Source organism: Pseudomonas sp. NPDC088890 (assembly GCF_044900155.1).
Taxonomy (GTDB): Bacteria; Pseudomonadota; Gammaproteobacteria; order Pseudomonadales; family Pseudomonadaceae; genus Aquipseudomonas; species Aquipseudomonas urmiensis.
On sequence record NZ_JBJDNG010000014.1, the window covers coordinates 30499 to 52960 of the forward strand.

A 22462-nucleotide genomic window follows, 5' to 3' on the forward strand; every position below is an offset into this window, starting at 1 on the left:
TTGCATGTTTCACGCGATCATTGTTGTGCCTGCGAGGCCCATTGTTTGCCGTGAGTCTTAGCGAATCTCTCAAGGTCATCTCAATCCCTGTGCCGGCCCCCACAGGGACTTGCATGTTTCACGCGATCATTGTTGTGCCTGTGAGGCCCATTGTTTGCCGTGAGTCTTAGCGAATCCCTCAAGGTCATCTCAATCCCTGTGCCGGCCCCCACAGGGACTTGCATGTTTCACGCGATCATTGTTGTGCCTGTGAGGCCCACTGTTTGCCGTGAGTCTTAGCGAATCCCTCAAGGTCATCTCGATCCCTGTGGGAGCGGGCTTGCCCGCGAAGGCCGCGCAGCGGCCCAAATTCTCCCTGCCTGCCCCCATTCCCCCCACGCAAGCAATGCCTATAATGATCCCCAGCCTGCAACCGGCAGCGACTGCCCGTTGTCCAAGGCACGATCATGCATCAAGGAAACCATCCGCAATGGCGTATTACCGTACCCCCCATGATGTGACGGCGCTGCCCGCTTGGCAGGCGCTTGTGCAACACCGCGACGCCATGCAGGGCTTCAGCATGCGCGAAGCCTTCGCTGCCGATTCCAAGCGCTTCGACCAGTTTTCCCTGAGCAGTTGCGGGTTGTTCCTCGACTACTCGAAAAACCTGATTACCGAGCAGACCCGCGAACTACTGGTCAATTTGGCCAATGAAGTCGATCTTGCCCAGGCCATCGAGTCGATGTTCAACGGCGAAATCATCAACGCCTCGGAAGGTCGCCCGGTGCTGCACACCGCGCTGCGCCGCCCGGTGGGCGACAAGCTCAGCGTCAATGGCGTCAACGTGATGCCGGAGGTGCACAAGGTCCTCAACCAGATCACCGAGCTGGTCGGCCGCATCCACGATGGCCTGTGGCGCGGGTACAGCGAAAAGCCGATCACCGACGTAGTCAACATCGGGATCGGTGGCTCGTTCCTCGGCCCGGAGCTGGTTTCCGAAGCCCTGCTGCCCTACGCCCAGCGCGGGGTACGCTGCCATTACCTGGCGAACATCGACGGCAGCGAGTTCCACGAGCTGTCGGCCAACCTGCGCGCCGAAACCACGCTGTTCATCGTCTCGTCGAAGTCGTTCAACACCCTCGAGACCCTGAAGAACGCCATGGCCGCCCGGACCTGGTACCTGGCCCAAGGCGGCTCCGAGGCCGAGCTGTATCGCCACTTCATCGCCGTCTCGAGCAACAAGGCCGCCGCCGTGGCCTTCGGTATTCGTGAAGAGAACATCTTCCCCATGTGGGACTGGGTCGGCGGGCGCTACTCGCTGTGGTCGGCCATCGGCTTGCCGATTGCCCTGGCCATCGGCACCGCCAACTTCAAGGAGCTGTTGTCTGGCGCCTACACCATGGACCAGCACTTCCAAACCGCGCCGTTCGACAAGAACATGCCGGTCCTGCTGGCCCTGCTCGGCGTCTGGTACGGCAACTTCTGGGGCGCCAACAGCCACGCGATCCTGCCGTACGACCACTACCTGCGTAACATCACCAAGCACCTGCAACAGCTGGACATGGAATCCAACGGCAAGAGCGTGCTGCAAGACGGCACCCCGGTGAAAACCGAGACCGGCCCGGTGATCTGGGGTGGCGTGGGTTGCAATGGTCAGCACGCTTATCACCAGCTGCTGCACCAAGGCACCCACTTGATCCCGGCGGACTTCATCGTCCCTGTGGTGAGCTTCAACCCGGTCGCCGACCATCACCAGTGGCTGTACGCCAACTGCCTGTCGCAGAGCCAGGCGCTGATGCTCGGCAAGACCCGCGAAGAGGCGGAGGCCGAACTGCGCGGCAAAGGCCTAAACGAAGCGGACATCGCAAAGCTCGCGCCGCACAAGGTGATCCCGGGCAACCGCCCGAGCAACACCTTGGTAGTCGAGCGCATCAGCCCGCGCCGCCTCGGCGCACTGGTGGCGATGTATGAGCACAAGGTGTTCGTGCAAAGCGTGGTGTGGGGCATCAACGCCTTCGATCAGTGGGGCGTGGAACTGGGCAAAGAGCTCGGCAAGGGTGTTTACCAGCGTCTGGTGGGCGCTCAGGAAGAGTCCGCCGAAGACGGCTCTACCCAGGGCTTGATCAACTACTTCCGTGGGCGTCACCGCGGCTGATCCGCCGCTGCCCACTCACCAGCGCGGGGTAAGCCCGCTCTCACGCAGCCTTGAAGGGCGTGGGGGCAGGCTTGCCCCGCGATGGTTTCTGCCCTGCCCAATTCGTGGAACACGTTCGCTAACTACACTGTCCATCGAATGATTGCCACGACAAGAGCAGGACAGCCCGCCATGTTCGATCTCAGCAAATACCCCACCGCCTTGGCCGTCAGCCAGTCCGCGCAGCTGACTGTGGACGATTACCAACGCCTCTACCGCCAGTCGGTAGACGACCCAGACAGCTTCTGGGCCGAGCAGGCCAAACTACGCCTGGATTGGATCAAGCCCTGGACCAGCGTGCAGCAGTCGGACCTGAAAACCGGCGAGGCGCGCTGGTTCGACGGTGGCCAATTGAATGTCAGCTACAACTGCATCGACCGTCACTTGGCCACGCGCGGCAAGCAGACCGCACTGCTTTGGGAAGGTGACGATCCGCAAGACTCGAAAGCCATCAGCTACCGCGAACTGCACCGGCAAGTCTGCCGCCTGGCCAACGCGCTCAAGGCCCGCGGCGTGAAAAAAGGCGATCGGGTATGCATCTATATGCCGATGATCCCTGAAGCTGCCTACGCCATGCTCGCCTGCGCTCGCATCGGCGCGATTCACTCGGTGGTCTTCGGCGGCTTCTCCCCCGACGCCCTGCGCGACCGCATCCTCGATGCCGATTGTCGCACCGTGATCACCGCCGACGAAGGCGTACGTGGTGGCAAACGCATCGCGCTCAAACAAAACGTCGACAAGGCACTGGCCAGTTGCCCCAACGTCAGCAGCGTGTTCGTGGTGCGGCGCACCGGTGGCGAAGTCGCCTGGGACAACAACCGCGACCTCTGGTACCACACCGCGACCGAACTGGCCGGCGACGACTGCCCGCCCGAGCCAATGGCAGCTGAAGAGCCGCTATTCATCCTGTACACCTCCGGCAGCACCGGCAAACCCAAGGGCGTGCTGCACACTACCGGCGGTTACCTGCTGCAAGCCACGCTGACCTTCAAGGTGGTGTTCGATTACCGTGACGGCGAGGTGTTCTGGTGCACCGCCGATGTCGGCTGGGTCACTGGCCACAGCTATATCGTCTACGGCCCATTGGCCAATGGGGCGATCTCGCTGATGTTCGAGGGCGTGCCCAACTACCCGGACACCTCGCGGTTCTGGCAGGTGGTCGACAAACACCAGGTGAACATCTTCTACACCGCGCCAACCGCCCTGCGCGCGCTGATGCGCGAAGGCTCAGGCCCACTGCAAAGCACCTCGCGGCAAAGCCTGCGGCTGCTTGGCAGCGTCGGCGAGCCGATCAACCCGGAAGCCTGGGAGTGGTACTTCGAGGAGGTTGGGCAGAAGCGCTGCCCGATTGTCGATACCTGGTGGCAGACCGAAACCGGCGGCATCATGCTCAGCCCGCTGCCAGGCAACCCGCAGCTCAAGCCAGGCTGCGCCACTCAGCCGCTGTTTGGAGTGCAGCCGGTGCTGCTGGACGACCAGGGCAAGCTGATCGAGGGCGCAGGCGCTGGGCTGCTGGCGATCAAGGCCAGCTGGCCTGGACAGATTCGCAGTGTGTACGGCGATCATCAGCGCATGGTCGACACTTATTTCAAACCGCTGCCCGGCTACTACTTCACAGGTGACGGCGCCCGTCGCGACGCCGATGGCGACTACTGGATCACCGGGCGGGTCGACGATGTGATCAATGTCTCTGGCCACCGCATCGGCACTGCCGAGGTGGAAAGCGCGCTGGTGCTGCACGACAGCATCGCTGAGGCGGCTGTGGTCGGTTACCCTCACGACCTGAAGGGTCAAGGCATCTACGCCTTTGTCACGCCGATGAATGGGGTGAGCCCTGACGATGGCCTCAAGGCCGAATTGCTGGCACTGGTCAGCAAGGAGATCGGCAGCTTCGCCAAGCCCGAGCTGATCCAGTGGGCGCCGGCCCTGCCCAAGACACGTTCGGGCAAGATCATGCGGCGTATACTGCGCAAGATCGCCTGCAACGAGCTGGACAGCCTGGGCGATACTTCGACCTTGGCCGACCCCAGCGTGGTCCAGGGCTTGATCGACAAACGCCTCAACCAATGACGGCGGCCCATGGCGGGCTGCCCCCAACAGCAGGTCGCCATGGAAGCCTTACGCCGTCGTATCGAAACCCAGGTCATGAGCCTCACCGGGCTGGCCCTCGGCCAGCTCGACCTGGAATCGCCCAAAGGCGACCCTGGCTTGTTTGGACCAAAGAGCATCAGTTGGCAGGTGCATGGCGACTTCCCTAGCATGCTGGTTGGCGGCATTAGTGCGCTGATGCTGCAACTGCTGCATCCGCTGGCGTTGGCCGGGGTGTGGGATCACTCCAACTTTCGTCAGGACTTGCTGGGTCGCTTGCGCCGCACCAGCCAGTTCATCTCCGGCACCACCTTTGGCTCGACCCGCGATGCCCAATGGTTGATCGACAAGGTGCGCACTATCCACCTGCAAGTGGTCGGCACCGCTGCCGATGGCCGCCCGTATGCCGCCAGTGATCCCGACCTGCTGACCTGGGTGCATGTGGCCGAAGTCAGCAGTTTTCTTGCCGCGCACCTGCGTTACCGCAACCCCCATCTGTCGCGCGCCGACCAGGACGCTTATTACGATGAGATCGCACTGATCGCCGAGCGCCTTGGCGCACGCAACGTGCCTCGCTCCTGCCAGCAGATCGACGACTACCTGCAACGCATGCGCCCGCACCTGCAATGCGACGCCCGTAGCCTTGAGGTAGTGAGCATTCTGCTTGAGGCCCCTGCCCCCAGCCGCCTGGCTGAGCCTGTGGGCAAACTCATGCTGCAAGCGGGCATCGACCTGCTGCCGGACTGGGGCCGGGACATGCTCGGTCTGCACCAGGGGCAATTGCGCAGTCGCATGATCCGCCTGGGCATTGCCCGCACCGCGCCGGTCTTGCGCTGGGCCATGCGCGATAGCTCGGCGCATCGGGCCAGGCGGCGCATGGGCATCGACTAAGGTAATTTGGCTGGTTCTGCGGAACCGATTTAACGTGCCATACTCCAAGCACTCCCGCTTGGATAGACGAAGCTGCACATGCCCAAAGGATTGACTCGCGCCATCGGCGCCTTGCTGGCCCTCGTGGCCCTGTATAGCCTGCTCGGCTTCCTCATTCTCCCCGGCGTCGGCCTGCGTATTGCCAACCAGCAGTTGGCCAAGTACGCCACGGTGCCGGCCCAATTGACGCGTATCGAGCTCAACCCCTTCAGCCTTGAACTGACGCTTTGGGGCTTGCAGATTGGCGAGCAGGGTAAAGAGCAGGTCGGCTTCGAACGCCTTTACGCCAACCTCTCGCTCGACAGCCTGTGGAGCGGCGCGCTGCACCTGGATGCAGTGGAGCTGGACAAGGCGCGCAGCGAAGTGCTGTTCGCCAAAGACGGCAGCCTCAACCTCACCCAGCTGTTCAAACTGCCGCCCAGCGAGCCGAAAGCCGAAGAGCCGGCGAGTGATCCTTTCCCGCTGCGCATTGGCAGCATCAAGCTCAACGAAGGCTACTTGCACTTCAAGGATTTGCGTCCGAGCGAGCCAATCGAATTTCTTTACGACTCGATGAACCTTGAGTTGAAGAACCTCAGCACCCTGCCCGAGGACAACGCCGACATGAGCCTGGTCGCCAATGGCCCGGCCGGTGGCCGCATCGACTGGAAAGGCACCTTGAGTCTGACCCCGATCGCCTCCGAAGGCACCCTGAAGATCACCGACGGCAAAATGAAAGCCTGGTGGCCCTATGTGCGCGATGCTGTGCCGTTGGTCCTGGAAGACGGCGTAATCAGCCTCGACACCCACTACAAGCTCAACCTGGCGAAGGAAACCGAGCTGTTGCTGGACAACACCTCGGTGCGCATCGCCCCGTTCGCCATCAAGGCCCCGGACGGCCGCCCATTGGCCCGCCTGGCGAACCTTGAGGTCAGCGACACCTCTATCGACCTGGCCAAGCAGTTGGTCACCGTCGGCAAAATCCGTAGTGAGAAACTGGAAACCTGGGCAGCACTGGAAAAAGATGGCCAGCTCGACTGGCAGAAGTTGTTCGCCAGCCAGCCGGCCAAGGCCAGTCCAAAAGAAAAAGCCGAGCCTGCTGCTGCTGAACCCAGCAGCGAGGAAAAAGCCGCGGCAGAGCCGAGCAAGCCTTGGCAGGTGTTGCTCAAGGATGTACAGGCGCGCAACTACATGATTCACCTGGCTGACCGCAGCCAGAAAGAGCCGGTAGCGTTGGACGTCGGTCCGCTCAATGTTGACCTGCAGGGTTTCGACAGCCTCAACCAGTCGCCCTTCACCCTCAAGCTCGACACTGGCGTCGGCAAGCAAGGCAAGCTGCAGGCCGCAGGCCAGGTCAACCTGGCACCGGTAACGGCCAAGCTCGATGTCACTACCAGCGATATCGACCTGCGGGTGGCCCAGGCCTACATCAGCCCGTTCATTCGCCTGGAACTGCGCAGTGGCATGCTCTCGAGCAACCTCAAGGTCGACCTCAAGAGCACCGAGCCGCTGGCTTTCAGCGTCGGCGGCAAGGCCCAGGTCAACCAACTGCACACCCTCGATACGATCAAGAACCGTGATTTCGTCAAATGGCAGCAACTGAACCTCGACGGTCTGTCCTATGTGCATGGTGATGCCCTGTCGATCGACAAGGTCAATCTGCTGCAGCCGTATGCGCGCTTCATCATCAACGAAGATCGCACCACCAACGTCGATGACCTGCTGATTCCACAACCGGCCGGTAGCGCGAGCACAGCCCAATCCAAGCCGGCAGCGGCCAGTAACGACAAGCCGCTGGGGATTCACATCGGGCAGATCGACATCAACGATGGCTCGGCGAATTTCGCCGACCTGACCCTGACCCCCAACTTCGCCACGGCGGTGCAGCAGCTCAATGGCCAGGTTGGCACCATCGACAACCGCAAGCCGGCTCCGGCGAAAGTCGACATCAAGGGCAAGGTCGACCGTTATGCCCCGGTCACCATCAAAGGTGCGCTCAATCCATTCAACCCGATGGCCAGCCTGGACATCGCTACCAGCTTCAAACGGGTCGAGCTGACCACCCTGACGCCCTACTCCGGCAAGTTCGCAGGTTTCCGCATCCGCAAGGGGCGGCTGAACCTCGACCTGCACTACCTGATCACCAACGGCCAGCTCAAAGCCGAGAACAAAGTGGTGGTCGAGCAGTTGCAACTGGGTGAGAAAGTCGACAGCCCGGATGCCGTGGATCTGCCGATCCGCCTGGCGGTGGCGCTGCTCAAGGATACCGAAGGCAAAATCTCGATCGAGCTGCCGGTCACCGGCGACCTTAATAATCCCCAGTTCAGCGTCATGCCGATCGTCTGGCAGACCCTGCGCAACCTGGTGCTGCGTGCAGCCCAGGCGCCGTTCAAGTTCATTGGTGGGCTGGTCGCCGGCGGTGGCTCGGAAGACCTCGGCACCGTGGCCTTTGCTCCAGGTTCCAGCGACCTGAGTGGCGACGCGCAGTCGGCCCTGGACAAGCTGGCCTCCGCCCTTAAAGAGCGCCCGGAACTGCGCCTGGAAATCGAAGGCACCAGCGCCCAGACCAGCGACGGCCCCCTGATCGCCGAACAGCGTCTGGAGCGCGAGTACCAGGCTACTTGGTACAAGATCCTCCAGCGCCGCGGTGACAAGGTGCCGGCCAACGCCTCCATGTTGGTGGTAGATGACAGCGACAAGCCGGCCATGCTCGAAGGCATCTACCGCACGCGCTTGAAACAGCAGCCCCCGGGCGAATGGCAGGAACTGAGCCGCGATGAACGTACGGCCAAGCTGCGCGAAGCGGTGATCAAGTCGTGGGCGGAAAGCGCTGCGCTGCTGCGTCAATTGGGCCAAGAGCGCGCCGGCACTATCAAGGATTACCTGGTGGACAAGGGCAAGCTTGAGGATGACCGGGTGTACTTCATCGATACCACCCTGGGTAATGCCGAGAGCGATGGGCGGGTGATCACGCCGATGCATCTAGACGCTGAGTAGCTCTCAAGCTTGTATCGTCTGTTTTGGGGCTGCTGGGCAGCCCTTCGCGGCGTCCCGGTGCTCCACCAAGCCCGCATCTACAGAGCGGCGCGGTCCCTGTAGGAGCGGGCTTGCCCGCGAAGGGCTGCAAAGCAGGCCCAAAACAGACAACTCAAATCGCAACCCTGCAACTGCCCCCCCGCCTAGACCAACCGCTGCCCTGATACTGCCGGGTGATACAGCGGCTGCACTTTATTGCCCGCAGGATCGAGCAAATGGAAACTGCGCGCGCCATCGCCATGATTGAAAGGCCTATCGAGCAGGGTGACGCCGTGCGCTTTGAAATACTGGTACCAGGCGTCCAACTCTTCCACGCTGTCGACAATGAACCCGTAGTGGTCCAAGGTCTGCAGCCCGTTGGCAGCCCCAGCGCCACGCCCCAGCGATAGGTTGTCGTTGCCGCAAGTGAGATAAATCAGGTCTTCGTTGGCTCGGTGCAGCACTTCCATACCGAGTACATCGACATAAAAGCGCTCGCACTCCTCCAGATTGGGTACCAACAGGGCAATGTGGCGCAGACCGTTGAGTCGACCAGGGCGTGCAGGTAATTCGGACATTGGCAGGGCTCCATTTTTGTATACAATTCAAAACAGAATTTAAAACAAAAAGGACGCCCTGTGTACAGCCTGTTCATCAAGACCCGTGTCAAACCCGGCAGCGCCGATGCTTTCCTGAGCGCAATCACAGCCAACGCCGCTGCTTCCGTGGCGACTGAACCTGGCTGCCTAGTGTTCGACGTATCCCAGGATCGCCTCGACCCAGATGTGATCTATCTCTACGAGATTTATCGCGACGACGCCGCTTATGAAGCGCACACGCAGACCGCGCACTTTCGCAATAGCCGCCCACTGGTAGAGCCGTTGATTGTCGATCAGGCGTGTTTCGAAAGTGACGTGGTGGCGCGTAACCCGGTGAGTTGAAAGTCCCCCAGGCAAATAAAAACCCCGGCCTGAGCCGGGGTTTTTGTGTGGGTGGCCAAATCCTTGTGGCCGTCGGGACAATCCTTATTCGGCTTTCAGGCCGTCAGCCGAAACGGCTTGAACGCCTTTGATTTTCTTGGCGATGTCAACAGCGGTAGTTTTCTGGGCTTCGGTGATAGCGACGTCCGAGGACAGCGAAACAACCCCTTTGTTGGTCTCGACCTTGATGTCACTGCCTGGAATGCCTTTTTCAGTCAGCAGATCAGCTTTCACCTTGGTGGTGATCCAGGTGTCCTTGGTCTCTTCCTTGGCCTTGGTGACTTCACCAGCCGCCAGCATCATAGGCGCCTGGGTTGGCTGCTGGGCAAAGGCCGCGTTAGCCATGGTCAGGGTCAGAGCGGTTGCAGCAGCGGCAGCAATGGCGAACTTCTTCATACGAGACACTCCTGTTGTTCGAAAGGTCTGCGCCAGGTCTTTTGGCGTCAGGTGAAGATACTATTGCAGGGGCTGTGCCAGGTTTTTACATTCAATAAAATCGTTATAAATCAATAGGTTAAGATTTATACTCAGGAGTAGCTATCGTGCATTTTGCATGTAGCGGGATAAACCTGCGTGCAAGATGCAAGTACACCAAGGGTTTGTTGCCAGAGAACCAGCGGTAAAACCCAGGCCAAAAAAAAGGACCCCGAAGGGTCCTTTTCTTACGCTACAGCTGTGCTGTTAAACGCCCGAAGCCTTGGCCGCGGCAACGTCTTTGATCGACAGCTTGATACGGCCGCGGTTGTCCACGTCCAGTACCAGTACTTCAACTTCCTGACCTTCTTTGAGCACGTCGGTGACTTTCTCGACACGCGCATCGCTGAGCATCGAGATGTGCACCAGGCCGTCTTTGCCAGGCAGGATGTTGACGAACGCGCCGAAGTCGACGATGCGCTCAACTTTACCCACGTAGATCTTGCCGATCTCGGCCTCAGCGGTGATACCCAGAACGCGCTGGCGTGCTGCTTCAGCCGCTTCCTTGGTTTCGCCGAAGATCTTGATCGAGCCGTCGTCTTCGATATCGATCGAAGCCTTGGTCTCTTCGCAGATGGCACGGATGGTCGCGCCACCTTTGCCGATCACGTCGCGGATCTTGTCGGTGTCGATCTTCATCGCGATCATGGTCGGAGCGTTGGCCGACAGCTCGGTACGCGATTGACCGATGATCTGGTTCATCTGGCCGAGGATGTTCAGGCGCGCTTCCAGGGCCTGGCCCAGGGCGATTTCCATGATCTCTTCGGTGATGCCGTTGATCTTGATGTCCATCTGCAGCGCGGTAACACCTTTGGCGGTACCGGCTACCTTGAAGTCCATGTCGCCCAGGTGGTCTTCGTCACCGAGGATGTCGGTGAGGATGGCGAACTTCTCGCCTTCCTTGACCAGACCCATGGCGATACCGGCAACCGGCGCCTTCATCGGTACACCAGCGTCCATCAGGGCCAGCGAAGCGCCGCAGACCGAAGCCATGGAGCTCGAGCCGTTGGATTCGGTGATTTCCGAAACGACACGGATGGTGTACGGGAACACGTCAGCAGCAGGCAGCATGGCCTGAACCGAACGACGAGCCAGACGGCCGTGGCCGATTTCGCGACGGCCAGCACCGCCCATACGACCACACTCACCTACCGAGAACGGTGGGAAGTTGTAGTGCAGCATGAAGGGGTCTTTCTTCTCGCCTTCGAGGGTGTCCAGCAGCTGGGCGTCACGGGCAGTACCCAGGGTCGCAACGACCAGGGCCTGGGTTTCGCCACGGGTGAACAGGGCCGAACCGTGAGTCTTTGGCAGAACGCCGACTTCGATGTTCAGCGGACGTACAGTCTTGGTGTCGCGACCGTCGATACGTGGCTTGCCGTTAACGATGTTTTCGCGAACGGTGCGGTACTCGATCTCACCGAAGATCTCTTTGACTTCGGCGGCAGAAGGCTGGCCTTCTTCGCCGGAGAACTTGGCGATCGCTTGATCGCGCAGCTCGCCCAGGCGCGCGTAACGGTCGGCCTTGACGGTGATGGTGTAGCCCTGGGAAACGGCGTCGCCGAACTCAGCGCGGATAGCGTTGAGCAGCTCGGTGTTGGCAACGGCAGGTTTCCAGTCCCAGGTCGGCTTGGCAGCTTCGGCAGCCAGCTCTTTGACAGCCTGGATAACGGCCTGGAATTCATCGTGAGCGAACAGCACAGCGCCCAGCATCTGGTCTTCGGTCAGCTCTTTGGCTTCCGATTCAACCATCAACACGGCGTCGGCAGTACCGGCGACGACCATGTCCAGGCTCGAAGCGGCCAGTTGCTCGTAGGTTGGGTTGAGCAGATAGCCGGTGCTCTCATGGAAAGCAACACGGGCGGCGCCGATCGGGCCTTCGAATGGAATGCCGGAGATCGCCAGGGCAGCCGAGGTACCGATCATCGCAGCGATGTCCGGATCGGTCTTCTTGCTGGTGGAAACGACGGTGCAGACAACCTGCACTTCGTTCATGAAGCCTTCAGGGAACAGCGGACGGATCGGACGGTCGATCAGGCGCGAAGTCAGGGTCTCTTTCTCGGAAGGACGGCCTTCACGCTTGAAGAAACCACCTGGGATCTTGCCTGCGGCGTAGGTCTTTTCCTGGTAGTGAACAGACAGCGGGAAGAAGCCCTTGCCTGGATCAGCTTGCTTGGCACCGACCACGGTCACCAGCACGGTGACGTCGTTGTCGACGGTGACGAGCACGGCGCCGGATGCCTGACGGGCAATGCGGCCGGTTTCGAGCGTAACGGTCGATTGACCGAACTGGAATTTCTTGATTACCGGGTTCACGGTTTCCTACCTTTTCAGTGGCTCTGGGGGAACTGGTTTCTTACGAATTCTTGGGCAGAACGGGGAATCGGCCCCATTGACCGTCCAGATACAAATCGAGGCTGGGAGCCTGGCTACTGAGCGGATAAACCGCTCAGCGATGCCAGGCTGCCAACCTCGAAGATACGCGTAGCGTGTCCGACGGTAGCGCTGCCAAGCAGCACTGCCGAAGAATGCGACAACGCCATGCACACCACTGGCCAGGCCGCTATTAGCGACGCAGACCCAGACGACCGATCAGGGCGCTGTAACGAGTGGTGTCTTTGCCCTTCAGGTAGTCCAGCAGCTTACGACGCTGGTTAACCATACGGATCAGGCCACGACGCGAGTGGTGGTCTTTACCGTTGGCCTTGAAGTGGCCTTGCAGTTTGTTGATGTTGGCGGTCAGCAGAGCAACCTGCACTTCCGGGCTACCGGTGTCGCCGGCGGCTTGCTGATAGTCGGCAACGATTTGAGCTTTTTCTTCAACGCTGAGGGCCATTTGGCATCTCCAGATAAACGGATCCCGCAAGCGGGGTCCAATAGGCCAGGGACGAACCCTGTATTAATAAAAAGAGGTGTGACCGTGCCTACTGACAGCCATCCTCGTATCCACCTGTGTCAGCCGAAGCTTTCGCAGTTGGTATCGGTCATTCCGACCGAATCAAACGACGCGGCGCAATGCGCCCGTCTTCGCTCACTTCACCGATACCGATGAAGCGACCATTGTGATCTTGTACCCGGACCATGCCGAACTGCGGCGCATCCGGCGCACGTACTGCCTGGCCATGCAGCCAGTAGAACGCACTGTGCTCGGATAGATGCACCAGCGGCCAGTCCTGCAACCCGCTGTCAGACGGCATCAGGAAGCGATCGAGCGCTTCATTGCCACCTTCGGCATGGGCTTGTTCGAGCTCCTCGAGGGTCACGGTCTGTGCCAACTCGAAGGGGCCAGCCTGGGTTCGACGCAGTTCGGCGACATAGGCACCACAGCCCAGCGCCTCACCGATATCCTCCACCAGGGTGCGGATATAGGTGCCTTTGCTGCAACCAACCGACAGGCGCGCACGGGTGCCTTCGCACTCGAGCAGCTCCAAGCGGTTAATAGTAACAGAACGCGCCTCGCGCTCCACTACCTCTCCTGCACGGGCCAATTTGTACAACGGTTGACCGTCACGCTTGAGCGCCGAGTACATCGGCGGGATCTGGCTGATCGGGCCGCGAAAACGTGGCAGCAAGGCCTCGATATCGGCGCGACCAACGGTCACCTCGCGAGTCTGCAAGACTTCGCCTTCGGCATCGGCGGTATTGGTAGTCTGCCCCAACTGCATGACCGTCTCGTAACCTTTATCGGAATCGAGCAGGTATTGGGAGAACTTGGTCGCTTCACCGAAGCACAGCGGCAACACGCCGGTGGCCAGGGGATCGAGACTGCCGGTATGGCCGGCCTTCTCGGCATTGAGCAACCAGCGGACCTTCTGCAAGGCGGCGTTGGAGGTGAACCCCAATGGCTTGTCGAGCAGGATGATGCCGCTGACGTTGCGGCGGATTCGTTTGACCTGGGCCACCCGTTACTCCTTGGTGTCCGGCTCGTTGGAACCCTGATGCAGACGGTCTTCAGCCACTGCACGCTCGATCAGTGCCGACAGGTGCACACCGCGGCTGACGCTTTCATCGAAATGGAAATGCAGTTGCGGCACGCTGCGCAGTTGCATCGAGCGCCCCAGGTGCAGGCGCAGGAAGCTGGCGGCGCTGTTCAGCGCCTTGACCGACTGCTTGATCGCGTCGGGGGCATCTTCCTGGCCCATGACCGTGATGAACACCTTGGCATGGCCCAGGTCACGGCTGACGTCGACGGCGGTGATGGTCACCAGGCCGACGCGCGGGTCTTTGACTTCACGGCGGATCAGCTCGGCCAGCTCACGCTGCATCTGATCGCCAATGCGTTGGGTACGGCTATATTCTTTTGCCATTCTTTGCTACCTGTAACTTAAAGCGGCAAACGCCCGGCCAGGCTTTAAGCCGGACCGGGCGCTACCTGCAGAGGCGTTGCCAACCGCCCTGGGGCGGGGCTTCTGCCAGCTCGACCCTTACAGGGTACGAGCCACCTGGACTTTCTCGAAGACTTCGATCTTGTCGCCGACCTTGACGTCGTTGTAGCTCTTGACGCCAATACCGCACTCCATGCCCGAGCGGACTTCGGCCGCGTCGTCCTTGAAGCGACGCAGCGATTCCAGCTCGCCTTCGAAGATCACCACGTCCTCGCGCAGAACGCGGATTGGACGGTTGCGGTGAACGGTACCCTCGATGACCATACAGCCAGCGATGGCGCCGAACTTCGGCGAACGGAACACGTCACGCACTTCGGCGACGCCCAGGATGTTCTCGCGAACATCGCTGCCGAGCATGCCGGTCAGGGCTTTCTTGACGTCTTCGATGATGTCGTAGATCACGTTGTAGTAACGCATATCCAGACCTTCCTGCTCGACGATCTTGCGTGCACCGGCATCGGCACGCACGTTGAAGCCGAACAGCACCGCGTTGGACGCCAGGGCCAGGTTGGCGTCGCTCTCGGTGATACCACCGACGCCACCACCAATCACGCGCACCTGCACTTCGTCGTTGCCCAGGCCGCCGAGCGAGCCCTGCAGCGCTTCGAGAGAACCCCGAACATCGGTCTTGAGGACGATGTTGAGGGTCTTCTTCTCTTCTTGACCCATGGTCTCGAAGATGTTTTCCAGCTTGCCAGCGTGAGCACGGGCCAGCTTGACCTCACGGTATTTGCCTTGACGGAACAGAGCGACCTCACGGGCCTTCTTCTCGTCAGCCACTACCGACAGCTCGTCACCGGCTTCCGGCGTGCCGTCCAGGCCGAGGATCTCGACTGGAATGGCCGGACCGGCTTCTTTCACAGGCTTGCCGTTCTCGTCGAGCATGGCGCGAACGCGGCCATAGTTCGAACCGCACAGGACCATGTCGCCCTGACGCAGCGTACCGTCCTGAACCAGGATGGTGGCAACTGGGCCGCGGCCCTTGTCCAGGCGCGATTCGACCACGACACCACGGCCAGGCGCGGTTGGGGTGGCCTTGAGCTCGAGGATCTCGGCTTGCAGCAGTACGGCTTCGAGCAGCTCGTCGACACCGGTACCCATCTTCGCCGAAACCTTGACGAATGGAGTGTCGCCACCCCAGTCCTCGGAGGTCACGCCTTCGACGGACAGCTCGTTACGAATGCGATCGAGGTCGGCACCCGGCTTGTCGATCTTGTTCACTGCAACGACCAGCGGAACGCCAGCTGCCTTGGCATGCTGAACGGCTTCGCGGGTTTGCGGCATTACGCCGTCGTCCGCCGCCACCACCAGGATGACGATGTCGGTCGCCTTGGCACCACGGGCACGCATCTGGGTAAACGCAGCGTGACCTGGGGTGTCGAGGAAAGTGACCATACCGCGGTCGGTTTCGACGTGGTAGGCACCGATGTGCTGGGTGATACCACCGGCTTCGCCAGCGGCAACCTTGGCACGACGGATGTAGTCGAGCAGCGAGGTCTTACCGTGGTCAACGTGACCCATGACGGTCACAACCGGAGCACGCGGTACGCTCTCACCTTCGAACTTCAGCGATTCGGCCAGGGAATCTTCCAGGGCAGTGTCGCTGACCAGGGTGACCTTGTGGCCGAGCTCTTCGGCGACCAGCTGAGCGGTCTCCTGATCGAGCACCTGGTTGATGGTGACCGGAGTACCCATCTTGAACATGAACTTGACCACTTCAGCGCCCTTGACGGACATCTGGTTGGCCAGGTCGGAAACCGTGATGGTCTCGCCGATGGTCACGTCACGGATGACAGGACCGGTCGGGCTCTGGAAGCCATGCGCGTTGCGCTTTTTCAGCTTGCCCTTGCCACGGCCACCGCGACGGAAGCCATCGCTTTCTTCTTCGGTGGTACGCGGAGCGGCACGAGGCGTCGGAGCTTTTTCTTTCTCCTTGACCTTGACCTTGATCGAGACGCGCGGCGCTTCGCCACGACCACCACGACGATCTTCATCGCGGGTGCGGTTTTCGGTGCGACGCGCTTCTTCTTTCTTGCGCTCGGCTGCGCGGACTGCGGCTTCTTCGCTCACAGGCTCCTGGGCCGCAGCTGGGGCAGCAGCCACCGGGGCAGCGGCAGGCGCGGCCTCAGGCTTGCTGGCAACAGCGGCTTGTGGCGCTTCGCGACGGGATTGCTCCTCGGCGCGCTGACGCGCTTCGGCGTTAGCCTTGTCGCGTGCAGCGTTTTCAGCGGCGCGGCGCTCTTCCAGCTCGCGGTTCTGCTCAGCCTGGATCTCTTCCGGGCTGCGCTGAACGAAAACTTTCTTCTTGCGTACTTCTACGCTGATGCTCTTGCTACCGGCGACACGCAGGGTGCTGGTGGTTTTGCGCTGCAAGGTGATCTTGCGTGGCTCTTCCACTTTTGCCTTGTGGCTGCTCTTCAGATGAGCCAGCAAAGCCTGCTTCTCATTGTCGGTCACTACCTGACCGGCGTCGGTGTGCGGCAGACCTGCCTCACGCATCTGCTGCAGCAGGCGCTCAACCGGTGCAGCGACCTCTTGGGCCAATTCTTTCACCGTGACTTGCGTCATGCACTTCTCTCCTCAGGCCGCGCCTAATTACTCGAACCAGTGGGCTCGGGCGGCCATGATCAACTTGCCGGCACGCTCTTCGTCGATGCCGTCGATGTCGAGCAGGTCGTCAATCGACTGCTCGGCCAGGTCTTCGCGGGTAACCACGCCGCGCACCGCCAGTTCGGCCGCCAGGTCCTTGTCCATGCCCTCAAGCGAGAGCAGGTCTTCGGCCGGATGGGCGTCTGCCAGTTTTTCCTCGGTAGCGATGGCTTTGGTCAACAGGCGGTCCTTGGCACGAGCGCGCAGCTCGTTGACGATATCCTCGTCGAAGCCATCGATGTTGAGCATTTCTTCCAACGGTACGTAGGCAATTTCTTCCAGGCTGGTGAAGCCTTCGTCGACCAGCACCTGGGCGAGTTCTTCGTCGACTTCCAGCTCGTCGATGAAGTTGCGCAGGATGTCGCCAGTCTCGGCTTGCTGCTTGGCCTGGATGTCCTTCTCGGTCATCACGTTCAGGGTCCAGCCGGTGAGCTGGCTTGCCAGGCGAACGTTCTGACCACCACGACCGATGGCCTGGGCCAGGTTGTCCTCGGCCACGGCGATATCCATGGCGTGGGCATCCTCATCAACGATGATCGCCGCGACTTCAGCCGGCGACATGGCGTTGATGACAAATTGCGCGGGGTTCTCGTCCCACAGGACGATATCCACACGCTCACCGCCCAACTCGCCGGACACCGCCTGGACACGCGAACCACGCATGCCGATGCAGGCGCCTTGCGGGTCGATGCGTTTGTCCTTGGAGCGAACGGCGATCTTGGCGCGCGAACCCGGATCACGGGAAGCGGCCATGACCTCGATGAGGCCTTCGGCGATTTCCGGCACTTCGATGCGGAACAGTTCGATCAGCATCTGCGGCGCGGTACGCGACAGGATCAGCTGCGGACCGCGGTTCTCGGTGCGGATTTCCTTGAGCAGCGCACGCAGGCGCACGCCAACCCGGAAAGTCTCGCGTGGAATGATGTCTTCGCGAGCCAGCAACGCCTCGGCGTTGTTGCCCAGGTCGACGATGACGTTGTCGCGGGTGACCTTCTTCACGGTACCGGAGATGATCTCGCCAACACGTTCGCGGTAAGCGTCGACCACTTGCGCACGCTCGGCCTCGCGGACCTTCTGCACGATGACCTGCTTGGCGGTCTGAGCGGCGATACGACCGAATTCGATAGACTCGATCTTCTCTTCGATCACGTCACCGACCTTGGCTTCAGGGTGGGTCTCGCGAATCTTGTCCAGCCAGGTCTCGATCGCCGGATCATCAAGATCGGCTTCGTCGACCACGGTCCAGCGACGGAAGGTCTCGTAGCTACCGGTGTGGCGGTTGATTTCCACACGCAGGTCGACTTCGTCCTCAAAACGTTTTTTGGTTGCAGTGGCCAGAGCCACTTCCAGCGCCTCGAAAATGACGCCGGGCGGTACACCCTTTTCGTTGGATACCGATTCAACAACCAGCAGTACTTCTTTGCTCATCGTACGCCTCGCCTTGCGCAAGCCATTGGGCCCGGATAGTCCGCCGGGTCCGGCACGTCTCAGTCAAAACTGGGAATAATATTGGCCTTGTCGATCGAGTCGATCGGCAACAGGAACTCTTGATCGTCTACCTGGACGACCACATCCTGCTCCTCCACGCCGCGGAGAAGGCCCTGGAAGTTACGACGACCCTCGAAGGGTGAACGCAGCTTGATCTTCACTTGCTCGCCGGCATGCGAGGCAAACTGTTCGAGCGTGAACAGCGGGCGATCCATGCCAGGAGAGGACACTTCAAGGGTGTATTCGGAAGTAATCGGATCTTCCACATCGAGGATCGCGCTGGCCTGTCGGCTGACTGCTTCGCAGTCGTCCACCAGGATTCCGCCTTCCTTGTCGATGTAGATACGCAGCACCGAATGCTTGCCCTGGGAGATGAACTCGATCCCCCAGCACTGATAGCCCAGACCCTCGACAACCGGGGCCAACAAGGCCTGCAACTGTTCTAGCTTGCTCGACACCTGAACCCCCTCGTGCATGCTGTGCAAATAAAAAATGGGCAAAGCGCCCATCCCTGAAAGCGCCGTTGGACAACGACGCCTAAAACTGTTCGGCTAGCAAAAAGCCCCTGAAAAGGGGCTCCGCTGAAGCTGGTTGCGGGGGCTGGATTTGAACCAACGACCTTCGGGTTATGAGCCCGACGAGCTACCAAGCTGCTCCACCCCGCGACAAAGCTGGGGCGAAAGTATAAGACTGAACCCGCTACTGGGTCAATCCGACCTCCACCTACAAGAAAGCCCGCTAAAGCGGGCTCTCTTGCTTCAATTGGTACCGAGAAGGGGACTCGAACCCCTACACCCTATGGGCACAACCACCTCAAGGTTGCGTGTCTACCAATTCCACCACCTCGGCAATACTACTTCTTGAAACCCGTTACTTCTGCTCTTGGCTCGGAGGAGGTACATCACCAGTGTTGGTGGTTTCGCTCTTCTGCTCCTGGAGCACCGGTACATCATCATTTACTGCCGGCTTCTGCTCTTTAACTTCCAAAACTGCTGGATCTGGCAGACCTGCCTGAGTCAGCTGGTGAGCTTGCTCTTTCGCGAAGTATCCTAACCCAAGTGCAGTTAAAAAGAAAGTGGCAGCGAGTATAGCAGTAAATTTACTCAGGAAGGTAGCAGAACCTTGACTTCCGAACACAGTATTAGAAGCACCTGCGCCGAAAGATGCACCTGCTTCCGCACCTTTACCCTGTTGCAGCAATACCAGCACTACCAGTGCCAGTGCAGCCAACAGATGAAAAACAACTACGACTGTTTCCATCATTTGTTCAGTTTCCTGCGGCGCGACAAATTGCACCGAATTCGTCTGCGTTCAGGGACGCTCCACCAATGAGCCCCCCATCGATATCCGGCATGCCGAACAGTTCGGCCGCATTGGCCGCCTTCACGCTGCCGCCGTAGAGAAGCTGCACATGCTCGGCAACTTCGGCGTTCTCTGCCGCCAACTGCTTACGGATGGCAGCATGCACATCCTGAGCTTGTTGAGGCGAGGCCGTCAAACCCGTACCAATGGCCCATACAGGCTCATAGGCGATTACAGCATTGGCAAAAGCCTTAACACCGAACTCATCGATGATACTGCTTAGTTGACGCCCTACAACTTCGAGCGTCTTGCCTGCCTCACGCTCTTCGAGGGTTTCCCCTACGCAGAGCACTGGCGTTAAACCACTTGCCTGAGCGGCTGCAAACTTGCGGTTGAGCACTTCATCGCTTTCACCAATGATTTGGCGACGCTCAGAGTGCCCGACCAGCACCAACTTGCAACCCACTTCAGCTAACTGACTCGGTGCAACTTCGCCGGTCAGCGCGCCCTGTTCGGACTGTACAGCAGAATTCTGTGCTCCAACGATAATTCCTTTACCAGCCAATCCATCAATCACGTGATTGATGAACAAGGCGGGAGGAAAAACCGCAACTTCTACACCGCTCGGCAGGGACAGATTGCTCAAGCCCTGGGTCAGCTCAGCGACGCTGGCGCGGGTACCGTGCATCTTCCAGTTACCAGCTACCATGGGGCGACGCATGCTTTACCTCGTCGGTCAAAGTGGGCGCAGATCTTACCCAACCCGAACTGCGCTGGCAAGGGTCTTTCACGCACAAACTTCGGCAACCAGCTTGGCCAAGGCTTCGGCATGGCCACGGACCTGATGCTCATCATCGCCTTCGACCATCACCCGCACCAGCGGCTCGGTACCGGACTTGCGCAGTAGCACCCGGCCGCGACCGGCCATCGCCTCGGTTGCCTTGGCACTGGCTTCTTTCACCGCAGGGTTTTCCAGCGGATCGTCGGCCCCGGCACCATAGCGCACATTGATCAGCACCTGAGGGCACTTGCGCACCGCCTGACGCGCCTGGGCCAGGTTCTCGCCACGACGCTTGAGCGCCATCAGCACCTGCAGCGCGGCAATGATCGCATCACCGGTGCTGGTGTGGTTACAGCACACCACGTGCCCGGAGTTTTCCCCACCGAGGATCCACTCACGCTCGATCAACTCGGCCATCACGTAGCGGTCGCCGACCTTGGCGCGCACGAAGGGGATATCAAGCTCCTTGAAGGCCAGTTCCAGGCCCAAGTTGCTCATCAGGGTACCCACCACCCCACCCTGCAGCTTGTCGCGCTCCTGCAGGTCCCTGGCGATGATGAACAGCAGTTCGTCGCCGTCGACGATAGCGCCGGTATGGTCAACCATCAGCACCCGATCGCCATCACCATCGAAGGCGATGCCCAAATCGGCATGACCGACCAACACCGCAGCCTGCAGCGACTCGATATGGGTCGAGCCACAGTTCAGGTTGATGTTCAGGCCATCGGGCTGTGCATGCAGCACCGTGACATCGGCGCCCAACTCGCGAAACACGCTTGGCGCGACCTTGTAGGTAGCACCGTGAGCACAATCGATCACCAGCTTCAGACCTTCGAAGCTGGTGCTGCTCGGGACACTGCTCTTGCAGAACTCGATGTAGCGACCCGCGGCATCGTTGATCCGGGAAACTTTGCCCAGCTTGCTCGATTCGACCACATTCATCGGCTGGTCGAGGAGCTCCTCGATCATCATCTCGACTTCGTCGGGCAACTTGGTGCCCTGACCGGAGAAGAACTTGATGCCGTTGTCATCATGAGGATTGTGCGAAGCACTGATAACGATCCCCGCCTCGGCGTGGAAGGTGCGAGTCAAGTAGGCGATCGCCGGAGTTGGCATCGGCCCGAGCAACATCACATCGGCACCGGCCGCAGACAAACCAGCCTCCAGCGCAGATTCGAACATGTAGCCAGAAATCCGCGTGTCCTTGCCCACCAACACTCGGCAAGCACCCTGCTTGCGGAAGGCCATGCCTGCCGCCCAGCCCAGCTTGAGCATGAAATCCGGAGTAATCGGATATTCGCCAACGCGGCCACGGATACCATCGGTACCAAAATATTTTCTGCTCATAGGAACTCCAGTGTTCTTATTCGGCGTTCTGCACGGCGGCGATCATGCGCACCACGTCGACGGTCTCAGCCACATCGTGCACACGCAGGATGCTTGCACCCTTGGTCATGGCCAGGGCTGCCAGGGCCAAGCTGCCATACAACCGTTCACCGACCGGACGATCCAGGGTCAGGCCGATCATGCTCTTGCGCGACACGCCCACCAACAGCGGGCGACCGAGGCAATAGAGCGCCTCCATGTGCTTGAACAGGCTCAGGTTGTGCTCGAGGGTCTTGGCAAAACCAAAGCCCGGGTCGAGGACGATCTGCTCGGCGCTGATTCCGGCCGCCACGCAGGCCGCCATACGCTGTTCAAGATAGCGCGTCACGTCGACGGTGACATCGTCGTAGCGGGGGTTGTCCTGCATGTTATCCGGGTCACCGCGCATGTGCATCAAGCACACCGGCAAGCCGGTCGCCGCGGCGGCGTCCAACGCGCCATCACGCTCCAGCGCGCGCACGTCGTTGATCAGGCCAGCGCCCAGACGGGCCGACTCGCGCATCACTGCCGGGGTAGAGGTATCGACCGAGATAACCACATCCAGGCGACTGTTGATCGCCTCGACCATCGGCGCCACGCGCTCGAGCTCCTCGGTGACAGACACTGCCCGGGCACCTGGACGAGTGGACTCGCCGCCGATGTCGATCAAGGTCGCACCTGCCGCGACCATGGCTTCGGCATGGCGCAGGGCTTCGTCGCGCTGGCTGAACCGGCCACCGTCGGAGAAGGAATCAGGGGTGATATTGAGAATACCCATGACATGGGTACGGGACAAATCAAGAACCCGGTTGCCGCAAGGCAACCGGGTCGGGTACAGCTGTGAGGTCATGATAAC

The 22462-nt window shown here is 60.4% G+C and carries 18 protein-coding genes and 2 tRNA genes; 5 read left to right on the forward strand and 15 right to left on the reverse strand.

What is annotated here, in order from left to right; all coding sequences use genetic code 11:
• Positions 1-469: 469 nt before the first annotated feature.
• From pgi to ACI2JX_RS22465, 4 genes are all read left to right on the forward strand, one after another.
• Positions 470-2134, forward strand: a complete 1665-nt coding sequence (gene pgi, locus ACI2JX_RS22450) for a glucose-6-phosphate isomerase (protein ID WP_264236927.1) — start codon at positions 470-472, stop codon at positions 2132-2134.
• Between the two features lie 171 nt (positions 2135-2305).
• Positions 2306-4243 (forward strand): acetate--CoA ligase, encoded by a 1938-nt coding sequence (gene acs, locus ACI2JX_RS22455; RefSeq protein WP_404691012.1) that lies wholly within the window; start codon positions 2306-2308, stop codon positions 4241-4243.
• 39 nt (positions 4244-4282) lie between these two features.
• On the forward strand, positions 4283-5152 hold the full coding sequence (locus tag ACI2JX_RS22460) for an oxygenase MpaB family protein (protein ID WP_264236924.1): 870 nt from the start codon (positions 4283-4285) through the stop codon (positions 5150-5152).
• Positions 5153-5230: 78 nt separating this feature from the next.
• Positions 5231-8167 (forward strand): DUF748 domain-containing protein, encoded by a 2937-nt coding sequence (locus tag ACI2JX_RS22465; RefSeq protein ID WP_404691013.1) that lies wholly within the window; start codon positions 5231-5233, stop codon positions 8165-8167.
• A 182-nt stretch (positions 8168-8349) separates the two neighbouring features.
• Here ACI2JX_RS22465 and ACI2JX_RS22470 read toward each other — a convergent pair whose 3' ends face one another.
• Entirely contained in the window at positions 8350-8763 is a 414-nt protein-coding gene (locus tag ACI2JX_RS22470; RefSeq protein ID WP_264236921.1) for a VOC family protein, read from the reverse strand.
• A gap of 60 nt (positions 8764-8823) precedes the next feature.
• Here ACI2JX_RS22470 and ACI2JX_RS22475 point away from each other — a divergent pair, with 60 nt between their 5' ends.
• Complete coding sequence (locus ACI2JX_RS22475; protein WP_404691014.1) at positions 8824-9126, forward strand: putative quinol monooxygenase; 303 nt, start codon at positions 8824-8826, stop codon at positions 9124-9126.
• An 84-nt stretch (positions 9127-9210) separates the two neighbouring features.
• Here ACI2JX_RS22475 and ACI2JX_RS22480 read toward each other — a convergent pair whose 3' ends face one another.
• From ACI2JX_RS22480 to folP, 14 genes are all read right to left on the reverse strand, one after another.
• A complete protein-coding gene (locus ACI2JX_RS22480; protein WP_264236918.1) occupies positions 9211-9561 on the reverse strand; it encodes a BON domain-containing protein in 351 nt (116 codons plus the stop codon).
• Between the two features lie 285 nt (positions 9562-9846).
• Positions 9847-11952, reverse strand: coding sequence for a polyribonucleotide nucleotidyltransferase (pnp, locus tag ACI2JX_RS22485; RefSeq protein ID WP_186556487.1), 2106 nt, complete (start codon positions 11950-11952; stop codon positions 9847-9849).
• Between the two features lie 250 nt (positions 11953-12202).
• Positions 12203-12472, reverse strand: a complete 270-nt coding sequence (gene rpsO, locus ACI2JX_RS22490) for a 30S ribosomal protein S15 (RefSeq protein WP_009404303.1) — start codon at positions 12470-12472, stop codon at positions 12203-12205.
• A gap of 148 nt (positions 12473-12620) precedes the next feature.
• Complete coding sequence (gene truB / locus ACI2JX_RS22495) at positions 12621-13538, reverse strand: tRNA pseudouridine(55) synthase TruB (RefSeq protein WP_264236915.1); 918 nt, start codon at positions 13536-13538, stop codon at positions 12621-12623.
• A 3-nt stretch (positions 13539-13541) separates the two neighbouring features.
• A complete protein-coding gene (gene rbfA, locus ACI2JX_RS22500) occupies positions 13542-13943 on the reverse strand; it encodes a 30S ribosome-binding factor RbfA (protein WP_186556489.1) in 402 nt (133 codons plus the stop codon).
• Between the two features lie 117 nt (positions 13944-14060).
• Positions 14061-16589, reverse strand: a complete 2529-nt coding sequence (gene infB / locus ACI2JX_RS22505) for a translation initiation factor IF-2 (RefSeq protein ID WP_186556490.1) — start codon at positions 16587-16589, stop codon at positions 14061-14063.
• Positions 16590-16616: 27 nt separating this feature from the next.
• Complete coding sequence (nusA, locus tag ACI2JX_RS22510; RefSeq protein WP_368972097.1) at positions 16617-18098, reverse strand: transcription termination factor NusA; 1482 nt, start codon at positions 18096-18098, stop codon at positions 16617-16619.
• 59 nt (positions 18099-18157) lie between these two features.
• Positions 18158-18616: a ribosome maturation factor RimP gene (rimP, locus tag ACI2JX_RS22515; protein ID WP_186556492.1), complete on the reverse strand. Its 459-nt coding sequence runs from the start codon at positions 18614-18616 to the stop codon at positions 18158-18160.
• A gap of 130 nt (positions 18617-18746) precedes the next feature.
• Positions 18747-18823, reverse strand: a tRNA-Met gene (locus ACI2JX_RS22520).
• A gap of 98 nt (positions 18824-18921) precedes the next feature.
• Positions 18922-19007: transfer RNA gene (locus ACI2JX_RS22525), tRNA-Leu, on the reverse strand.
• Between the two features lie 21 nt (positions 19008-19028).
• On the reverse strand, positions 19029-19421 hold the full coding sequence (gene secG / locus ACI2JX_RS22530; RefSeq protein ID WP_264236912.1) for a preprotein translocase subunit SecG: 393 nt from the start codon (positions 19419-19421) through the stop codon (positions 19029-19031).
• Positions 19422-19425: 4 nt separating this feature from the next.
• Complete coding sequence (tpiA, locus tag ACI2JX_RS22535; RefSeq protein WP_264236911.1) at positions 19426-20181, reverse strand: triose-phosphate isomerase; 756 nt, start codon at positions 20179-20181, stop codon at positions 19426-19428.
• A gap of 66 nt (positions 20182-20247) precedes the next feature.
• Positions 20248-21588 (reverse strand): phosphoglucosamine mutase, encoded by a 1341-nt coding sequence (gene glmM / locus ACI2JX_RS22540; protein ID WP_186556495.1) that lies wholly within the window; start codon positions 21586-21588, stop codon positions 20248-20250.
• A gap of 16 nt (positions 21589-21604) precedes the next feature.
• Positions 21605-22456, reverse strand: a complete 852-nt coding sequence (folP, locus tag ACI2JX_RS22545) for a dihydropteroate synthase (protein WP_404691015.1) — start codon at positions 22454-22456, stop codon at positions 21605-21607.
• Between the last annotated feature and the right edge of the window lie 6 nt (positions 22457-22462).

Excerpts from the sequence above, each read along its gene's own strand:
- tpiA (WP_264236911.1), bottom strand. The coding sequence starts at position 20,181 with ATGCGTCGCCCCATGGTAGCTGGTAACTGGAAGATGCACGGTACCCGC.
- ACI2JX_RS22470 (WP_264236921.1), bottom strand. The coding sequence starts at position 8,763 with ATGTCCGAATTACCTGCACGCCCTGGTCGACTCAACGGTCTGCGCCAC.
- ACI2JX_RS22460 (WP_264236924.1), top strand. The coding sequence starts at position 4,283 with ATGGAAGCCTTACGCCGTCGTATCGAAACCCAGGTCATGAGCCTCACC.
- ACI2JX_RS22480 (WP_264236918.1), bottom strand. The coding sequence starts at position 9,561 with ATGAAGAAGTTCGCCATTGCTGCCGCTGCTGCAACCGCTCTGACCCTG.
- secG (WP_264236912.1), bottom strand. The coding sequence starts at position 19,421 with ATGATGGAAACAGTCGTAGTTGTTTTTCATCTGTTGGCTGCACTGGCA.
- acs (WP_404691012.1), top strand. The coding sequence starts at position 2,306 with ATGTTCGATCTCAGCAAATACCCCACCGCCTTGGCCGTCAGCCAGTCC.
- glmM (WP_186556495.1), bottom strand. The coding sequence starts at position 21,588 with ATGAGCAGAAAATATTTTGGTACCGATGGTATCCGTGGCCGCGTTGGC.
- rbfA (WP_186556489.1), bottom strand. The coding sequence starts at position 13,943 with ATGGCAAAAGAATATAGCCGTACCCAACGCATTGGCGATCAGATGCAG.
- nusA (WP_368972097.1), bottom strand. The coding sequence starts at position 18,098 with ATGAGCAAAGAAGTACTGCTGGTTGTTGAATCGGTATCCAACGAAAAG.
- rpsO (WP_009404303.1), bottom strand. The coding sequence starts at position 12,472 with ATGGCCCTCAGCGTTGAAGAAAAAGCTCAAATCGTTGCCGACTATCAG.
- folP (WP_404691015.1), bottom strand. The coding sequence starts at position 22,456 with ATGACCTCACAGCTGTACCCGACCCGGTTGCCTTGCGGCAACCGGGTT.
- infB (WP_186556490.1), bottom strand. The coding sequence starts at position 16,589 with ATGACGCAAGTCACGGTGAAAGAATTGGCCCAAGAGGTCGCTGCACCG.
- pgi (WP_264236927.1), top strand. The coding sequence starts at position 470 with ATGGCGTATTACCGTACCCCCCATGATGTGACGGCGCTGCCCGCTTGG.
- ACI2JX_RS22465 (WP_404691013.1), top strand. The coding sequence starts at position 5,231 with ATGCCCAAAGGATTGACTCGCGCCATCGGCGCCTTGCTGGCCCTCGTG.